Origin of the sequence: Paenibacillus haidiansis, from assembly GCF_036553665.1 — a bacterium.
In the GTDB taxonomy this organism is placed as follows: Bacteria; Bacillota; Bacilli; order Paenibacillales; family Paenibacillaceae; genus Fontibacillus; species Fontibacillus haidiansis.
Genome location: NZ_JAZHPZ010000008.1, coordinates 59,646 through 78,086, shown reverse-complemented (window position 1 = coordinate 78,086; position 18,441 = coordinate 59,646). Strand labels below are relative to the sequence as shown.

Annotated in this window: 18 protein-coding genes; 4 read left to right on the top strand and 14 right to left on the bottom strand. The window is 49.3% G+C overall.

All coding sequences use genetic code 11. The features are described from left to right. Position 1: 1 nt before the first annotated feature. From V3851_RS16530 to V3851_RS16510, 5 genes are all read right to left on the bottom strand, one after another. The gene (locus V3851_RS16530; protein WP_331847654.1) at positions 2 to 1,141 is read right to left on the bottom strand and encodes a U32 family peptidase; all 1,140 of its coding nucleotides are present in this window, start codon (positions 1,139 to 1,141) and stop codon (positions 2 to 4) included. A gap of 24 nt (positions 1,142 to 1,165) precedes the next feature. After that, a complete protein-coding gene (locus V3851_RS16525; protein WP_331847653.1) occupies positions 1,166 to 2,806 on the bottom strand; it encodes a chorismate-binding protein in 1,641 nt (546 codons plus the stop codon). A gap of 16 nt (positions 2,807 to 2,822) precedes the next feature. Further along, a complete protein-coding gene (locus V3851_RS16520; protein WP_331847652.1) occupies positions 2,823 to 3,395 on the bottom strand; it encodes an anthranilate synthase component II in 573 nt (190 codons plus the stop codon). A 308-nt stretch (positions 3,396 to 3,703) separates the two neighbouring features. Next, positions 3,704 to 4,225, bottom strand: coding sequence for a zinc ribbon domain-containing protein (locus V3851_RS16515; protein ID WP_331847651.1), 522 nt, complete (start codon positions 4,223 to 4,225; stop codon positions 3,704 to 3,706). 43 nt (positions 4,226 to 4,268) lie between these two features. Beyond that, positions 4,269 to 4,682 (bottom strand): hypothetical protein, encoded by a 414-nt coding sequence (locus V3851_RS16510; RefSeq protein WP_331847650.1) that lies wholly within the window; start codon positions 4,680 to 4,682, stop codon positions 4,269 to 4,271. A gap of 113 nt (positions 4,683 to 4,795) precedes the next feature. Between V3851_RS16510 and V3851_RS16505 the strand changes: the two genes are divergently transcribed. From V3851_RS16505 to V3851_RS16490, 4 genes are all read left to right on the top strand, one after another. Then, on the top strand, positions 4,796 to 5,005 hold the full coding sequence (locus V3851_RS16505; RefSeq protein ID WP_331847649.1) for a hypothetical protein: 210 nt from the start codon (positions 4,796 to 4,798) through the stop codon (positions 5,003 to 5,005). Between the two features lie 78 nt (positions 5,006 to 5,083). Then, a complete protein-coding gene (locus V3851_RS16500; protein ID WP_331847648.1) occupies positions 5,084 to 5,461 on the top strand; it encodes a hypothetical protein in 378 nt (125 codons plus the stop codon). Beyond that, the gene (locus tag V3851_RS16495; protein WP_331847647.1) at positions 5,461 to 6,537 is read left to right on the top strand and encodes a radical SAM/SPASM domain-containing protein; all 1,077 of its coding nucleotides are present in this window, start codon (positions 5,461 to 5,463) and stop codon (positions 6,535 to 6,537) included. The genes V3851_RS16500 and V3851_RS16495 overlap by 1 nt, the downstream gene beginning before the upstream one ends. Positions 6,538 to 6,564: 27 nt before the next feature. Then, a complete protein-coding gene (locus V3851_RS16490) occupies positions 6,565 to 7,677 on the top strand; it encodes a radical SAM protein (protein WP_331847646.1) in 1,113 nt (370 codons plus the stop codon). Positions 7,678 to 7,783: 106 nt separating this feature from the next. Here V3851_RS16490 and V3851_RS16485 read toward each other — a convergent pair whose 3' ends face one another. The 9 genes from V3851_RS16485 to V3851_RS16445 all read right to left on the bottom strand — a co-directional run bounded on the left by V3851_RS16485 (position 7,784) and on the right by V3851_RS16445 (position 18,435). Then, positions 7,784 to 8,899, bottom strand: coding sequence for a PRK06851 family protein (locus tag V3851_RS16485; protein ID WP_331847645.1), 1,116 nt, complete (start codon positions 8,897 to 8,899; stop codon positions 7,784 to 7,786). 243 nt (positions 8,900 to 9,142) lie between these two features. Beyond that, positions 9,143 to 10,612, bottom strand: a complete 1,470-nt coding sequence (gene gtfA, locus V3851_RS16480) for a sucrose phosphorylase (RefSeq protein WP_331847644.1) — start codon at positions 10,610 to 10,612, stop codon at positions 9,143 to 9,145. A 13-nt stretch (positions 10,613 to 10,625) separates the two neighbouring features. Further along, complete coding sequence (locus tag V3851_RS16475) at positions 10,626 to 11,582, bottom strand: carbohydrate kinase family protein (protein WP_331847643.1); 957 nt, start codon at positions 11,580 to 11,582, stop codon at positions 10,626 to 10,628. Positions 11,583 to 11,720: 138 nt separating this feature from the next. Further along, positions 11,721 to 12,698 carry a LacI family DNA-binding transcriptional regulator gene (locus tag V3851_RS16470; protein WP_331847642.1) on the bottom strand — a complete coding sequence of 326 codons (978 nt, stop codon included), beginning with the start codon at positions 12,696 to 12,698 and terminating at the stop codon, positions 11,721 to 11,723. A gap of 65 nt (positions 12,699 to 12,763) precedes the next feature. Continuing rightward, entirely contained in the window at positions 12,764 to 13,612 is an 849-nt protein-coding gene (locus tag V3851_RS16465; RefSeq protein WP_331847641.1) for an AraC family transcriptional regulator, read from the bottom strand. A 121-nt stretch (positions 13,613 to 13,733) separates the two neighbouring features. Further along, complete coding sequence (locus V3851_RS16460; protein WP_331847640.1) at positions 13,734 to 14,861, bottom strand: sialidase family protein; 1,128 nt, start codon at positions 14,859 to 14,861, stop codon at positions 13,734 to 13,736. A 64-nt stretch (positions 14,862 to 14,925) separates the two neighbouring features. Further along, positions 14,926 to 15,798: a carbohydrate ABC transporter permease gene (locus V3851_RS16455; protein ID WP_331847639.1), complete on the bottom strand. Its 873-nt coding sequence runs from the start codon at positions 15,796 to 15,798 to the stop codon at positions 14,926 to 14,928. Positions 15,799 to 15,813: 15 nt separating this feature from the next. Then, positions 15,814 to 16,773, bottom strand: a complete 960-nt coding sequence (locus V3851_RS16450) for an ABC transporter permease (protein ID WP_331847638.1) — start codon at positions 16,771 to 16,773, stop codon at positions 15,814 to 15,816. Positions 16,774 to 16,860: 87 nt separating this feature from the next. Beyond that, positions 16,861 to 18,435 carry a type 2 periplasmic-binding domain-containing protein gene (locus tag V3851_RS16445; protein WP_331847637.1) on the bottom strand — a complete coding sequence of 525 codons (1,575 nt, stop codon included), beginning with the start codon at positions 18,433 to 18,435 and terminating at the stop codon, positions 16,861 to 16,863. Positions 18,436 to 18,441: the final 6 nt, after the last annotated feature.

Below are 18,441 nucleotides of genomic sequence, written 5' to 3'. Positions count from 1 at the left end.
CTCAAATCACTCCTCCCATCGTTTCCGGAATCGCCGACAGACGACTAATTTCCCCCACCTGTTCTTCATATTCATGGTTCTTCTTCTCGATCATCCGCTGTCTCCACTCTTCATTGATGGTGATGGCTTGCGAGGCATGGTCAAAGCATTTCGTACAATCGACATTGCAATTGAGATGACTGCATTCGGCCCGGAAGAAGCTTTTCTCGAAGAAGCCGTCCAGTTTCTTATTATCGATGTAGATATTGTTTAAGTATTCCTGCGGGGAAATCGTATCGTTATAGCCGTAATGAAGTATGAGGTCCAAAAGATTGCCGTCGTAGCTTCTGTTGGCATAGGCTTGCACCCGATTGAGCAACACGTCGGCCGGTGTACAACGGTCTATCAGCTTGATCCGGTCGTAGCCGATTTCTTCATAGGCATGCATATCCTCCGGTCTGATCCAATCCGCTTTGATCCAATACCCCGGATCGAGTACCCGGATTCTGGAACAGGTCGTGTAGCAGAAGTCGAACGGCGTATGGTTTTCTTCATTTACGGTTCTGGAATTAAAGCTGAGATAGCTTTGGTGATAGCTTAAGTACGGGCATTGGTGAAAACAATTGTTATTTACGATCAGCTCCAATTCGCAGCTTACCGCTCTGCGGATCGCTTTGAGCATTTTGAGGTTGCGATTGACGAGGATGGGATCGAGCACGATAATCTTGGCACCCAGGCTTTCAAAATGCCGCGCTTTCTCTACCGTATCCACCATCAGGTTGGAAGAGATTTTGATCGGCAAATGGGGGAAGTTTTTGCGGATGTAGTGGATAAGATAAACGTTGCTGACCGTGACGGATTCGAGGTTCTTGGAGTCCAGGAAAGCGAGCAGCTCATGCAATTTTTTGATTCCGCTTTGCGTATATTCGTCGTTGTTCATCACCGTGCCGTTAATGACATAACTGAAGGTGATCCCCAAGCTGTTGGTTTTGGCGATGTAGGATTCAAGCTTATCCACCGAAATATCGGGCAGTCTTGACGTCTCATAACCCCCGCCGACAAAATCCGAAGGGAGCTTGCCGTAAACATTTATAACTTCCTTATGCTTGGACAATTCCTCCAAATATCCCTCTTCAAAACTGGCCGGAACAGAAATTTTCACGATTGCTTACCTCCCATAATATATTTAATTGGCCGAAGCGGCGGAATCCGTTTCTTCTTCCTTCATCGCGAATTCGATAATCAGCGTGAACAATTCGGGAATGAGTCCGGGCGGGACATCCCCCAGCTCTTGGCCGTATTTGGTCCTTTTGTCCAAAACCTCATCTATTCGCTTCGATTGAGTGACCGGAATGCCATATTGCTCTTTGACCGCCCCCACTTGCTTTACAATATGGAAGCGTTCGTTCAAGAGCTGCAGCAATTTCCCGTCAATCACATCGATCTGGGCACGGTAATCCTTTAAAATGTTAAATTCCCGGCATGTCTCCGAGATGGATCTCACTTTATTGTTGAGTTCCTCATATTCACTCCGCGCCTCGGAATCTACCACGATTCCTCCTCCCGCATGGAAGTATAGATTCGAGCCGTTAAAATAAATGCTCCGGATGGCAATGTTGGAGTCGATGTACCCCGATTCGCCGAAAAAACCGATCATCCCCGTATAAGGGCCTCTTTGCGTAAGCTCCAGTTCCTCGATAATGTCGACCGCCCTGATTTTGGGAGCCCCTGTAATGGATCCGCCAGGGAAGGTAGCCTGCAGGATGTCGGACATCTTCAGGTTGGGGCGCAGGGTTCCCTCTACGATCGATTCCAAATGATACAGATTATTAAACTTCTTGACTCCGCATAAAATCGGGACATTTACCGATCCCTGTTCGCTTACACGACCGATATCATTTCGCAGCAAATCGGTAATCATCGTATTTTCGGCTCTGTTCTTTTCGCTGTTGCGGAGTTCTTCTTTCTGATCGATGCCGTCTATTTGACAAAGCGAGGTTCCTTTAATGGGGTAGGAGGAAATGCTCCGGCCGGAAACTTTAAGGAACCGTTCCGGCGAGGTTGACAGCAGCGGCATGTCAAAATCGAGATAACCGAAAAACGGATTCGGGGTTGTTTCCCGCATGCGTAAATAAAGGATGAACGGATCGCCGTCATAGCGGCAATGAAAGCGCATCGTTATATTGGCTTGAAAAATATCGCCCGCGCGAATATATTCCTTTGTTCTTTCGATAATCTCCAGATACTCGTCTTCCGAAAAATCGGAAGTGATGTCGCCCATGACATAAAAGTGTTGTTCTGCGTGAATTAAACACGGAGCATTCTCAAATTCGGCTATGGCCTTTCTGTGTTCATCGTCGTTCAACAGCCAATAAGCTTGCCCCGCATAATGATCCGTGACATGCATGAGCGAATACCGGACCAAATAAGCGTCGGGAATGCCGGTATCGTTCGTTAGCCGCTGATCATAACGCTCGAACAGACTTTTCATCTCGTAGCCCAAATAGCCGATTGCCCCCAATTGCAGCGGGGTTTCCCTCCTTCCGCCGAGTTTGACCCAATGATTCATCACACTCAGAAATTCGGCCTGGTCATCCGTGCTATTCGAAGTTAAGTCGGTGTAGCTGGTTTGCCCGTCGCGGCACACCAGTTTCTCTGCAGCGATAACGCCAATTATTGTGTATCTTGCGGTATCTTCATTTACCGGACCAAGGCTTTCCAGAATGGAAGTGTCTTTATACTTGCTTCGTACAAGAGAGTATAGGGCAATCGGGTTATCAATCCGGGACGATACGGTTTCCGTCTTCAAACCTTCCAATATTTTCATATACATCCTCCAATACTTAAACGGCGTATAAAAAATTGTTCAAAATGACTTGTCCGTACTCGCCTGTCAATATGGATTCGGGGTGAAACTGTACACCGAACAAAGGATACGATTTGTGCTGGACGGCCATAATCGTTCCATCCTCCGTCTCCGAAATAATATCGAGTTCACGTTCATTAAAATCTTCCTTCGAAATCTGCAGGGAATGATAGCGGCCGACGGGTATGTCGCCGGGCAAATGGTTAAAAAGCGGGGAGTTTCCAAGTGTCACTGTACTTTTCTTGCCGTGCATCGGATTGGCGGACCGTGTGATGCTACAACCCAATGCATGTCCGATGCACTGGTGCCCCAAGCATATTCCCAGAATTGGGAGCTTGTCCATATAAGCCGTAATCAGATCATTGGAGATGCCGGCTTCGAGCGGTGACATCGGACCGGGGGAAATAATGATTTTGCTGACTTTCCATGAAACAATGTCGTCCAATCCGAATTCGTCGTTTCTTTTTACAATGATTTCGTTCTCGGGGTAATGAATCGTGTGGTAGATATTGTACACAAACGAGTCGTAATTATCGACCAACAACAACACCGGCCCTCATCCTCTCTAAATTTCTTTGAAACCGCCAGAAATGTGCTTCGGGTTATCGTAATGCTTGAGAGTAGAAAAGGAAGTATTGAGTAAGCGGATTTTGGAACGCTTCATGGGGTAGGCGATAAATTGGCTATTTGTCGGGTAGACGATGGAGGAAGTATGGAATAAGGTCGAAGTAAAGCAAAATATCGGATGATTCGGGGATAATATACAACAAATAGAATAATATGTAAATACTATTTTTCACGTACTTTTACATATAAATAGCCGGGCTTAGATTGGCCCGGCTTCAAATCGGAACGGCTTTATTCCAGCGTTGCCCCGCATGATGCACAAAAATGCGCATGCTCATCAAGCGGCGACTGGCAATTGGGGCAGGTCCTTGTAGTCAACGCTGTATGATCAGGTGCCTCTTCCGCAGCTAAGACAGGCGTCTCCAATTCAATTACCGTATCTTTATCCTGCGGTGTTTCGCTATCCTGAAGCATCCGGCCGCAACTGTTGCAGAATTTGGAGTCGAAGGCGACAACCGCTCCACAGGCGCAGGTTTTCTCGCCTTTGATTTTTTGCATTTGCTGTTCCAGTTGTTTAATCTCTTCATCGACCTGTAGGATCGCTTGGGAAAACTCATCGATCCGCTCTATCTTCTCACTTAACTCTCCCGCACGAAAGGCCAGATGGACAACCTCGCCCAGCTCCGCATACTTGGCGTTCTTTTCTTTTCGCTTGGCTGAAATTTGCGCGCTTAGCCTTGTCGTCTCCACCGTTTGCTGAGCGATATCTTTAGCTTGGTTAAGGCCGCTCTTCACTTTGTTAAAGAAACTCATGCATATCCCCTCCGCTTCTTATTGTAACAGCATTCCCGGGCGGTTATTTGGCCGAATACGGAGAAACCGTAAATTTAAACAGGATGTATCCGAGAAAGACATACACGGCCGCGGAAATCAGCGTGCCCAGCGAAATTCCGACAAACGGAAACAGAATAAGGAAAGCTTTAAACCATAGTCCGTAAGGTACGTATTTCACATTGCCGGACACCAAGGACGACCATGCCCCGATTAGAAACGCGTAGGAAGCGAGAGTCGATAAAGGTATGGTATGGAAAATGGTCGACAGAAAGTAGAAGCTTTGATAGGGAAGAACGGCGAAAAGCAATTCCTCAAGGAAAAGCACGCCAAGCCCCCCAAAGAGCAGTTGCAGCTCGAACCTCCGGATGAATCCGAACCATCTCAGCGATTCGAACCACTTCCGCAGCTCCAGTAAAACTATCGAGAATTGTTGCATTCCAAAACCTCCAATTGGATTAAAATCGAAAAATCTCATCGTTTTTTTCATAAATTCGACATTTTTGGTGTTTTTCCTGTCTTCCGGCTATAAATCTATTTGCATAACTTCCATTGCTTGGCGTCATGGCCGGCGTTTATTTACTGCCAGCCCTGCTGGAAACGGTTCTCATCCGGTACGGCATTGTCCATCTGCCGGTCATTCTGAACTGGGACGGGATTCTGGCCGTCGCCTGCATCGGCGTCATCTCCGCCGCCCTGGGCTCATGGGCCTCGTCCGATGTCATTCGCAAAACATCGCCCCGCATACTGGTCGTCGAATAAAAGGCGGGTATAAGCGATTCTATTCTGGGCGATAAATGAAAAAAGAAGAATTATTGTTTGGTTGAGGAGGAGTTTCCTATGTATTTCAAAGCTACGGTGATCAATTCATTGAAGATTGAAGAGCTGTCCAATACAAAATTCAAGTTGATTGCGGAATCGAGTTTACCAACAAAACAGTGGAGCGATTTAAGACTCATCCCGTACAGCTATAACCGCTTTCCCCAAGACGGATTCTATGAGTTTGATCTGATCGCAGAATTTAACCTCAAGGAAGAAGAAAAAATGGATACGCAATCCCTGATAGCCGAATACATACTTGAAGACTTCAGCCCGAAGCTTAGGGGGGCACGCGTTTTTTCCTCCAATAATTTTCTTTCCGTAAAATTAGAAAATATAATCACAAATGACAGTGCCAGTGTTAATAAGGGACATATGGCCGATTGCGGGTATGCGTGATGAATCGGATAGAATCAGCTCATTTGGAACCAACCTCCTTATGTAACCTTAGATGCAGATATTGCTATTACCCGGATGTAGTTGATAGCGGGAAAAGCAATTTGTCGTTAAACCAATGGTTTGATGTTATAACAAACCTGTACAATAACGGATGCAGAGACTTCTCCCTTTCTGGTGGGGAGTTTCTTTTATATCCTTTTAAAAACGAGATGTTGGATCATTTGTTTAAATTTAATCTGAACAGAATTGCTATTTTTACAAATGGAACTATACAAGCGACCGAAATTGATAAATATATGAAAAAAGACTTAAAGATCGAATTTAGAGTCAGTCTCGATGGATTACTGAGCCATTCCTCCGTTCGTAAGGGGTCGAATTATCAAAGAATCTTATCGTTTATCAAATGGGTAAAATCATACGGCTGTCCGGTAGTTATAAACACGATCGTCACCAATGAGAACAAGCACGAATTGATGAAGTTGTATGATTTGTTGAAAGGAATGAACATTGATAAATGGTTCATCGATCAACCCTTTTTTCTGGGAGAAATGAAGAATAATAAAGATTTGGAGATAGCTGCCGAGGATTATGTACTTACGGTCAAAAATATTTTAGTCCGTTATCTTAACGAGAAACAAACTCCATTTGCGCTTGATATATACAGCCTCTTTAACTCCAACCAATTAGGATCTGGATATTACGTCTTCGGTGAAAACTCCCACCCTTGTAATTACCAAAAAAAGGCGATGACCATCAGATCAAATGGAGAGGTTTATTTCTGCCCTTCCTTAAACATCCCCTTCGGTAATGTCGGTTACGACGGGATAGCAGAAACTAGGGATAAAATCCGACTTTCTGAATTCTCGAAGATCCTAATAAGCAAGATAAACGGTTGTGATTGCTGCCGATACATTAAAATATGCGGCTCTGGATGCAGGGCGGATGCACTTTATGATCAGCTTTCCATCTATGAAAAGGACATCCGTTCATGTACCATCATGAAACTGTATGAGGAACTCATCGTCCCGATCTTGCCGTTCACGCTTCAAAATCAATTTTACAATCTAGCTCAATAAATTAAATTGCCTAAAAAGGAGTGCGGAATGTTTATCTTAAGACAAGAGGCATTTGGCGGATTATTATACTCCCCTGAAACCGGAGAAATCTATGAATTGAATAAGAGGGATTTTTTGGCGTGCGATTTTCTTGCAAGTCAGACAGATGATGATATTCAAGCTGTCAAATCCAAAGATGAACAACTCTATTCGAGAATAGCTTTTTTTGAAAAGCTGACGAGAAAACAACAAATTAGTGTCATCAATATATCGCGTGGTTTGTTCTCCCCAACCAGATTGCAAGCACCGGAAAATCTGGTTATCAAGATTACGAACCGATGCAATTATAAATGCAGCTATTGCTATGATAACAAAGAGCAGGTAACCGACATGAGTTTAGCTACGTTTAAAAAAATTATAGACGAAGCTGCAAATGAACATGTTATACGGGTCGATATTGGCGGCGGCGAACCATTGCTTCATGAACATTTATTGGAAATGGTCCATTATGCCAGTCAAAAAAAATTGGTCATCAGCTTGACAACAAATGGTCATTTTCTGACGGAGCAAAACCTGGAATCACTCGTATGCAATGGATTATCTCATATTCAAATGAGTGTGCACGATTCTGCAGATTTACTTACATGGGAGAAGATAGCAGCCACTTTAATACGCTTGAACCTCCCGTTTGGCTTCAATCTGTTGATTACGGAACAAAACCAGTCCCAGTTTATGAATATTTCTAGATATTTGTCCAGCCTAAATCCCGGTAATATCAAAATATTAATTCCCAAAGGATCCCCAAGTAATCAAGAATGGTTTGCGTCCGGCAGCTCCTTGCCGCTTGCGTCCATTATCAGAATGTACTTGATTCTTGAGAAGAATTTCAAGGCGGTTACCGCGGACTGCCTCCTTAATCATTACCTGAATCCTGATATTTATAAAACCGGAGCCTGTTATGCAGGCAGAAGGAGTCTGTGCCTTGGAACCGATGGAGAAATGTATCTATGCCCTTTTATAAGAAAAGGTGAGCAATCCTTAGGCAATATCAGTGATATATCATTGCACGAGGCTTGGAATACCGCATCCTCCCCCGTTTTTGAACACAGGGAATTAGGTCCAAGTCTCTTTCCACTATGTCATTCTGACTCTTTGTATTAAGCTCACTGCTTTCCAACCCATTATTAATGACCGCTGCAAAAAAAGAGAGGACAACCCTCTATACAAGGGGCTGTCCTTTTAGGCTTTCTGAATCCGTAGTCAATTCCTAACGGGTCATACTCTCCCGCAGATTTGCCGACAACTCGATGAGTTCGGCACGGATTTGATTTCTCAGGTCATCCACAATGCCGAAATCCATGGCCGCCACATAGATTTTCTCCAATTCGTCACGATGCCGCTTGGCCTCTGCCAAACAAGCGATCGCGTCCTTCATCTTGGCTTTATATTGTTCGCTTACTTCCTTGATCGGCCCGGCGAAGCGCTCGTCTGTCCCCGGCGCTACGGCGAATTCATAAGTATCGATGATTTCGTCCCCTTCACGTTCCGGGAAATATTCGTGGGGACTGGTGCTGTCGAAGATCGCGAAATCAAGCTCCCGCACAATTACCATATCCAGACTATGGGGATCGAATCCGCAGTGATATATTTCAACATCAAAGCCCCGGCTTTCCGCCTCCGAGGCGATTCGTTTCAGCATCGTCGATTTGCCCGTACCGGCCCGGCCCTTGATAAAATACCGCTGCGACAGCCCATCTGTTAAATTAGGCACAAAGTCAACCGCCCCTGTCGGCGTGGCCGCGCCCAAAAAACGATGCTTGACGGTGGCGCTCTTAGACTGCCCGGCATCTCCGAACAGCCGCTCCAGCAATCGGCCGGTCAATTGATCCGCCTTCGCGAAGTCCATCTGCCCAAAGTAGATTTCTTCCCATTGATCATGAATCTTCAAAGCCTCTGCGAACTTGCTATAGGCCGCTTTATAGGATTCCGCGACATTGCGATTGACCCGGTCAATTTGCTCCCTCTGGCCGGCAAGCGCCTTGGAATCCCAGGCTTCTCCAAGATTCACGTACTCCTCGACCGCCCCCGGAGCTTTGGGCTCAATGACATGGGGAGCCGTTCCGTCGACAATGCCGGCTTTCAGAGCCGGAATCAAAACCCCGTCGATCGAATCCTTATCCGACGAGCAATGAAGATACTCTATATCGTATCCCTGTTCCGACCACTCCGAGCCAATCGCTTTCATTAAAGAAGACTTACCGGTGCCGGGGCCGCCTTTCAATATGAATAAACGATGGAGCCCCTGCAGGTTGGACTCGAATAGATTATGGAAACCAAGAGCCGTATTCCCGCCGGCAAAATACCGTAAGATCTTTGCAGCCACACATCCACTCCCTTTCCCGTTATTCGCCTAGTCGGCTGTTACCTTACAATATGCGTCATGTATAGGCGAGGTGCCTAGAGCCGAGCGTCAGTACGCGGCCCGCTATAAAATCTTCTCATTCAAGAAAAAAGCCCGGATGATCCAAAAAGGATCATCCGGGCTGGTGGTATGCATTATTCATTTTATATGATTCTTGCTTCCGCCACTTCCATGGAGAGCTTGGGAGCGGCGGGCAGCTCTTCACTACACCTCGAACTGAACAATCCTCCCTTCCGCCTCCACATAATCAATGACCGTCCGGTTCGTGTTCAGATCAATATGCAGCGTGCAGCGCAGATCGCCCTTGGTCCACTCCAGCCGGACCTCATGACTGGCCGATTCCAGCACGCGGAATTCGCCGTTAAAGGCGCCGTATTCGTTGCGGAACCGGATCAGCGCAAGCAGACGCCGGACTGCGCTTTTGCCAAGCGCCTGCTCAATCTCGTCTAGGCTGAAATTATGCCGGTTGATCTCCCGCCCTTCTCCTGTGCGGCGAACCTCTTCTTCATCGTTCTCTCCGGCCAAAAGTCCGACGTAATACACCTGCGGGATGCCCGGAGCGAAGAACTGGATGGCGCGGGCCGCCAAATAAGCGTCATCATCGCTGTTCAGCATGGAATAGTAGGAGCAGCGGATCTGGTGCACATCGAACCCGTCCTCGGCCTTATGCTCGTCGGAGACGATCAGGCTCAGATTGGCGCCGCGCTCAAGACAAGTATCGACCAGCTTGCGCGCTTCCTTCGTGTCGATCAGTCCGTCGAGATCGGGCTTGACGGGAATACCGTCATGGCAGTCCAGCATCGTGAACTGCTTCGCGGGACGCGTGGTCAGGTATTCCTTCAGCGCTTCCGCATTTTTATTGACGAGCGTATCGAGGATGCGATAAGGCAGGATGAAATCATAAATCCAGAAACCGTGCTCCGCCAATTTATATTGAATGCTGTAATGGGAATGAACCTCCGGCAGCAGCTCGATATCCAGCGAATCGGCCAGCTCCTTGATCCAGTCCAGAAAGCCGTAAATTTCAGGCTCCACGAAGAAGCAGCTTGTGCCAAGTTTCTTGATGATGTAGCCCACGGCATCCAGCCGCACAATCTTGACGTTGTTGTTGCGGAAGTTCTCAAAGATATCGGTCAGCAGACGTTTGACCTGATCCGAATGAATGTCGAGGTCGATCTGTTCCGAAGGATAGGTTTTGCCGAAAGTCGTCCACACCTTCTCCTCTTTCCCCGTCTCTTCAATAATGAACACGGAATACGGCAAGGGACGGCGGAGAAACATTTTGTCGATATCGGCCTGAACGGGCTGACCATCCGCCCAGATTTTATCGAGGGTCAGGAACAAATCCGCATAGGGCGAGCGTCTTCCCCGCCTCAGGAAATCTTGAAAATACTCAGACTGCCGGGAAATATGATTGACCATCACATCCAGCAGCACGTCATATTTCGCCCCGATCGCCCTAATGTCTTCCCAAGTACCGAAGGCAGGCTCAATCTCAAAATACGTAAGCGGAGCGAATCCCCGGTCTCCCGAGGAAGGAAATGGAGGAAGGATATGAATGCCGCCCTTGAAAATATCACGAAAATGCTCATCCAGCACACGGTTTAAGGCTTTCAGGTTCCCGCCCAGCGAGTCGGGATACGTAATCAGTTGTACTTGATTGTGAATGGCCATTACTCTCGCCCTCCTAGAATCGGTACTTTGTTTTAAATGTCTCAAGTGCCGGCAGTTCTACGACCGCCCCCGTAAATTGCAGCTTGTACGCGCTGACCGCCAGCCCGAATTCCAACGCTTTGCGAACCGGATACCCCTTGACGAGCGCCGCATAAAAGCCGGACCAGAAGGCATCCCCCGCTCCCGTCGTATCCGTCACCTGCGTAGCCAGCGTATCGAGCTTCACGGTTTCCCGCCCGTTTGAGACGAGCGCGCCGTCCTTGCCCAAGGTCAAAATGACCAGCTTCACGCCCAAATCCAGAAACTTCCGAATCTGATTCTCCGGGGTGTCTTTCCCGAACAACCGCTCGGCATCGTCTTCCGACGGCTTGGCGATATCGACAAGGGGAAGGATGGATTGTATATACTTCACCCCGTCCTCCCCCTTCTCCCATAGCGCCGGATGGTAATTGGGATCGAAGCAGACGAGAATCCCGTTCCTGCGGGCGTCCCTGATCACTTGCTCCACCGCCGATCTGACCGGCTGCCTGGACAAAGGCCAGCAGGAGAAATGGACGATCTTCGTCCGAAGCAGGGCGGTGCGCAATTCCTCGGTGTAGGTGAGCCGGTAATCGGCTCCCCGGTAGAAGATCGGAACCGGCGTGGACTTGCTCTTGGTCACGACCACCAGGCTGGTCGCTTCGCCCACACGCTGTACGCAGCTTGTATCCATCTCGGCTCTTCTCAAATGTTCCACCAGAAACTGGCCAAGCCCATCCGTGCCCACAGCGGAGGCGACAAGCGGGCGGATGCCCAGCCGCTTTGTATTCATGGCGATATTGGCCGGCGAGCCTCCGAAATAGCGGCGGTACGTGCCGTTCTCAAAGGAATCGCCGTAATCCCCCGATATCATGTCAACCAGCAGTTCCCCGATCGTTAAGAGATCCAGGTCTTTCTCTTCAAATTCCACGCTATTCTCAAAATCAAACATGGGTATTCCCCCCATTCATCTTCGATCTTCCGGTATTGCCATAACTTTATGTCAATCCTTTGACATGTCAAACGTTTGACATAAAGGAATAAACAATATTAGCATAAGCTCATATTCCCCCTCAAAGGCTATCAGCACTCAGGTAGTTCCGCGCTCCACGAGCTCCACAGCAAGCTCATTTTGGTTGCTTACAGGCCGGCCTTCGATCTGCATTCGCAGCAGTCTGACCGCCTCGCGTCCGAACCCGTCAATCGGCTGACGGATCGTTGTCAGTTCCGGGGTAGCCCACCGGGCCGCGCTTACATCGTCATAGCCCACAATCCGCACATCCTCCGGCACGCTTCTTCCCGTCCGGATGCATTCCTTCAGGGCATAAGCCGCTATGACATCGCTTGTGGCAAAGATCCCGTCAATATCGGGATGAGCTTCCAGCAAGGATTGCAGAAGCCCGCGGTACCGCGCCTCGTCAAGCCCATTCATCTCCGTCTGAACTATGAGATATTCCACTCCCGCTTTCCGGACAGCGTCAAGGAAGGCGTCCGTTCTGCGCTGGGAGAGCATATCCAGCTCCAGATTGCCGCAGATATGCGCGATTTTGCGGCATCCTTTGGATAGAAGCAGTTCCGTCGCCAATTTGCCGCCCCGGTAATTATCCGAGCTGAGATAAGGGATATCCTCACCGATTTTACGATCAAACGTTACAAGCCTGGAATGCAGATTCCGGTACTCCCCGATATCCAGCGTATGGCTGCCCATAATGATTCCGTCCACCCGGCTGCGCTTGAGCATATCGATGTAATCCCGCTCTTTGGCAGGATTCATCTGGGAATTGCAGAGCAGGATCTTGTACCCCTCCTGGTCCGCATAATATTCAATCCGCTCGGCGAGCTTGGCAAAGAAAGGATGCGAAACGTCCGGTATGATCAGGCCAAGCAGGTTGGACTGCTTGCGCAGCAGCGAACGGGCAAGCTCGTTGGGCTGGTAGTTCAGCTCGCTCATGGCGCCGTACACTTTGCCGCGCGTCGTTTCGCTGATATATCCCCTGTTGTTCAACACCCGGGAGACGGTTGTGACGGAGACGCCGGCCTTCAGCGCCACATCATGAATCGTAGCCATCGTTCACACTCGTTTCACTGGCAGAATAGTAATATGTTCTTGCAAATATAAATGCCCGATTTGATTCAGCGCCCCTGGTTGTGCTTCTTGTAGGACATGGGGGAGATTCCCGTTACATTTTTAAACAGCTTGGAGAAATAAAGGGAATCCGCTATACCGACGGAAGCCGAAATTTCCTGAATGTTGAGGTCCGTCTCCTGCAGCAGCACTTTGGCATTCTGAATGCGGATTTTGCTGATATATTCCGGGATGGACATACCGGTAATCCGCTTAAAGTAACGGGAAAGGTAGGAACGGCTATAGTTGACATGCTTGCACAGCATATCCACATCAATATGCATGTAGTAATTTTGCTCGATAAAAAGAACGGCCTGCTGCACCACACTTTCGGAGCCTGTCCGCATGCCGGCCTCGCCGTAATGTTTGGCTCCCTGCTCAACCAGGTGAAAAATATGCAGCAGATAGCTGATGCACAGCAGTTGCCCGTCCTTCACTTCCGGGAGCTCCTGGATCAGCAGCAGCATTTTATTAATGATGGTATTCGTCGTAATTCCCGCCAGGCAGCAGTGATTAATATCCAGCCCCATCAGGCTCAAATAGTAGGGAACATGCTGGCCGTTGAAGGAGACCCACATGATTTCCCACGGATCCTCGGGGTCGGCATAGTAAAAATGCTTCTCCCTGGGAAACAGGATAAACATATCCCCTTGTTTCAATAATTTGTTGACATGATCGCCCTGGGTTAAATAACCTTTGCCGCCGAGGACGAACACCATTTTATAATTCTCAAGGACGCGCGGGCCTACGACATGGTCTTTGCCGCACTTCCGGTGACCAGCCCAGGTAATGTAAGGGGACTGATCCATTTGTGTCTTTGTCGGTGAGTGAAAATGCTGTACGATGTGATCTTCCATATCTGCATCACCCCAAACAAGTTGCCGTAAATTTGATTCTCCCAATGTAACGCACCGCTTTTTCTTTGTCAATTGATTAAAAAAAGCCCCAAAAAAAGGGGCTGAACCGGGCAGCACCCGGTTATTCGGCGCCGGTCACCCACTGCTCCGTAAAGGAGACAAACTTCATCGTGCGGCGGTTGCCGAAGGAATAGGCCGCATGCAGACTTCCGTCCGCAGCCTGCATGATGCATGGATACTCGTAGCGGCGGTTGCGGATTAAGTTACTGTGGCCGCTGAAGCCTTCGCCTGTCTCTACATGGCGGCGGTAGGGCCACGTTCTGCCCTCATCCTCCGAAATGGCTACTGTAACGGGGCAGCGCTCAAACGGCCAGACGGTAATATCCGGCTTGTCGTTGAAGCGCAAATCATTGTAGATGATGGCGAGTTTGCCGCTCGCAAGCTTAATGGCGGAAATGCTGGAGTTGTTGTTCGGCAGTTCGGTTCGCACCGGTTCCGTCCACGTATCTCCGTTGTCGTCCGACTTCGCAAAATAAATATTGTCCGCTGCGCGGCTGCGGAAGAGCCCGATCAGCTTCCCGGGCGCCATCTCGATCACGTTGCAGTGCACGCGGCCGCGGCTGCCGGGAACCTCGACGCTGCGCCACGTGGCGCCTTCATCGTCGGAGATGTTCATGACCGTAATATCGCTGCCGTTGCGGGTGTCGTCATTGAAGCAGATCCAGTTCTCAAAGATCCATCTTCCGCTGGAGAGAATCTGGATCTTCTGACGGCAGAACGAGCCTTCACGCGGAAACATCAACTCCGCTTCTCCCCAGGTGTACCCGTTGTCCCTGGATACTTTGCGGTAAATTTTGGAGGTGTACTGCAGGTTGAACTCCGGCGGCTCGGTGGCCGTACGGGCCCGCTGGGCCGTGTACATGACCCACAACTCACCGTTCGGATGAAGAAACAACGACGGATTTTGCTCACTGAAGCCGTTATCGTCGGAAATTCTCACCGCGGGCGTCCAGGCGTCCGACCCCGCGTTCAGACGGGACATCACGATGCTGACATCCGAGTTGCCTTCATCCGAGCCGGCAAACCAGACGCAGAGCAAATCGCCGTTAGGCAGCTCCTGCAGGTCGCAGGCATGGCTTGTTTCAAAATCGCAGGGCAAAAGCGATTCCACCAGTCCGAGGCGGCGGTTGAAATACAGTTTTCCGTCTTCGGTAAGGTCGTTCAATTCGATCATCGGATTGTTTAACATAACGCGCTCCTTCTATTAGCAAATTGTAGGGTTTGGCCGATTGGCTCCCGGCAGGCAAGCGAGCTTACTTCACGGAACCGATCAGAATCCCCTTCTTGAAGTATTTCTGCACAAACGGATAGATCAGCACGATCGGCACCATCGCCACGAAGATCGCGGCAGCCTTCAGGTTGCCGGGATTCAGCATAATCCCGTTCTGGATAATCGTCCGGAAAGCCGTATTGGAATCGCCCGAACTGATGACCAGCCTTTTCAGCATAACCTGAATCGTCTGCAAGTCGGGGCTTTGCAAATAAATGAGCGGCATCAGGTACTGGTTCCAGATAAACACGGCGTAGAAGACGCCGATGGTGGCCAGAATCGGTTTGGAAATGGCGAGATAGACACGGTTCATAATCTGGAAATCGTTGGCGCCGTCGATTTTGGCCGCTTCCTCAAGCTCAGGCGGCAGGCCGTCCAGGAATGTCTTTGTAATAATCAGAAACTGCACATTGATCGCATTGGGGAGAATCATCACCAGCCAGTTATCGACAAAGCCAAGCTTGTTCAGGACGATATAGGCCGGAATAATTCCCGCTTCAAATACCCAGGTAAACACGAACAGGCTCATGATCAGAAAGCGGCCTTTAATCTGTTTGCGGGACAATACATATGCCGTCATATACGTCAGCAGAAGCGCAACAATCGTGCCGACCACCGTATAGATGCTCGAATTCAGCAGCCCCCGGAAAATGCCGAGGCTCGAATTCGTCATAATATATTGGTAGGCTTCAAAGTTGGGGTTCTTCGGAAAGAACACGACGTCCCCCGAGGCGATGCTTCTTCCGTCACTGATGGAAAGAAAGAATATATACAGGAAAGGATACGTGCAGACAAGAGCGATCAATAGCAGAAAAATATTGTTGCAGATGTCGAACAGGCTGATCTTCGTTCTCATCATCCTACTCCTTTCTCAGAATAGTCGCGTATCGGAATATTTAGTGGACAGCTTGTTGGTGCCGACAACCAGAATGTAGGCGATAACGGATTTCAGCAGATTGACCGCCGTGCCGTAGCTGTATTCCGGGAATCCCGTGCTGGCGAAGGCCAGGCGGTATACATAAGTCTGAATAACGTCGGCCGTCTCATAGACGCTTTGATTGTACATAAGCAAAATCCGGTCCAGATCGACCGTAAAAATGTTGCCCACGCTGATAATCAGCATGATGGCAATCGTCGGCTTAAGGGAAGGCAGCGTGATGTGAAGCATTTGCTGAAAGCGGCTGGCGCCGTCCAGCGAAGCCGATTCATAGACGGATGGATCAATCGCCGCCATTGCGGCAATATACACGATGGCCGAATAGCCGAAGGTCTGCCATACCTGAAGCAGCACATAGTTGCTGCGGAACCACCCCGGTTCGGCCATGAAATAGATCGTGTCCAGGCCAAAGCGGGCCAGAATATCGTTGACAAGGCCGGTCGAAGGCGACAGCAGCGTGTACAGAATGCTGACCATGACGGCCGAAGAAATGAAATACGGCAAAAAGCTCAGCGATTGCACGCTTCCTTTTATCCAGCGGACCCGCACCTCGTTCAGCAGCAAGGCGAACAGAATCGGGATGGGAAACGTGAATACAAGGGAATAGAAGGCGAGAATGACCGTGTTCTTGACAAGGGTCCAAATATAAGGGTCCTCAAAGATACGCTGAAAATGTTGCAGACCGACAAAGGGACTGCCGAGCACCCCGCGGAAGGCGCTGAAATCCTGAAAGGCGATAATCATGCCGCCCAGCGGAGCCAGCTTGAACAGCACCAGGCTGATTAAACCGGGCAACAGCATAAGCAGCAGCAGCTTGTTCGTATTCATATAGGTGAGAAAACGGCGCATCCTTGTTTTCCGGGGAAGGGTCGTCATTCTATCACTTGTTATCATTTCTCCACCACCAATTTATCTGTATTTGTACCCTGCATTTAGGAGCCGCGCCGTCCCTTGGAAGGATGGCGCGGCCGGTACTGCTGCTTATTTATACATTGCGTCGTAAGCTTCTTGCTGGAGGGCTACGATATCCTTGTACCCAGCCGCTTCCATTTCGCCGAGGAAGGCGTCCCATTCAGTCATGGGGCGTTTGCCGGTGACGAATTGCGTCACGCCTGCGGTAACCGCCTCATTGACCTTCGCGGAAAGGTCGGCCAATTGCTTGGCCTGATCAGCCGTGTACGTCACCTGTACGCCGGTTTTCAAATTTTCGTCCGTGAACAGTTGATGTGCGGCTTTGCGTACAAGATCGGTATTCCAGGAGTAGAACGCGTCGTTATCAATCGGCTTGACGAAGGTGAGACGGTCGTTGAGGAAAGACCAGCGCGGTTCGCCGGCAGGCGTTGCTTCCTGCTCCGAGAAGTCCACGATGTACTGCTTCTCTGCGCCCACTTTTCTGTAGCTTTCGCCTTCAACGCCCCACGATACGAGCGTTTGGCCTTCGTCGGAATAGAGGTAATCCAGGAATTTGATAATCGTTTCTGCTTTGTCTTCACTGTCTTTGTTAACAACCATCGCTCTCAGGATGTTGTACTGGGTTTCCGTCGTCTGTACGGAAGGATTACCGTTCAGGTCTTTCAGATAAGGCAGGATGGCAATCGTATAATCCGGGTCGTTCTCCGGTCCTCCGTTATCCAGGAACCACGATGGACGGGTCAGATAGTCATAGCTGATAGAGCCTTGTCCTGTCAGCATTTTCGATTCCCAGCTTTCCTCCGTACCGGAACCCGCTACCCATTCAGGGTCGATCAAACCTTCATCATAAAGAGTTTTGTACCATTCCACCATTTTCTTATACCCTTCGGAATACAGGTCGGTGCCTGTTTTGCCGTTGCCATACACACCCTTGGATACGCCGTCATCGTAATTGGCGGCTGCATTGAACGCGCTCTGGAAGCGGATGTAGCCTTCCCGTCCGACCATCGGATAGTAGTTCTTGTCATCCTTGCCGTAATACGCTTTCAATTTGCGCATCGCATCGGTCAGCTCGTCAATCGTCTGCGGCACCTCGGTAATGCCGGCCTTATTAAAATGATCGGCGCGATAGAAGATGAAGTCCGCAAAACGCGGAGCCTCGGCAACCAGTCCGAAGATTTGCCCGTCTTCATTGGTAATCAGTTTTTGATAGGTTGGGTTCGCTTCAATATATTTCTTGATATTGGGCCCGAATTTATCGATGTAAGGAGCCAGATCGACAAATGCGCCTTGGGCGCCGTATACGGTAGCCTGCGAAACCGAAACGATGCCGGAATCAGGGAAGGTGCGGCTAATAATTTTCTGGTCGACGGAAGCGTAATACTCATCGTCGTTGGATGCGCCGGGAACAAATTCGACGGTCGTGCCGGTTGCCTCTTCGACGTAAGGATACCATTTGTCTTCATGCAGCCAGTTAATAAATTTATCATGCATCAAGTAAGAAAAGCTGCCGCCTGCTTTCGCATTCCCGCTCCCGCCGTTAGCCGTGTTCGTGTTGGCATTTTGTGAACATCCGGCCAGCACGCTCCCTGCGGTAAGCAGGGCTGCAAAGACCAAGTAAAACGCTTTCTTTTTTCTCAACATTAGTTC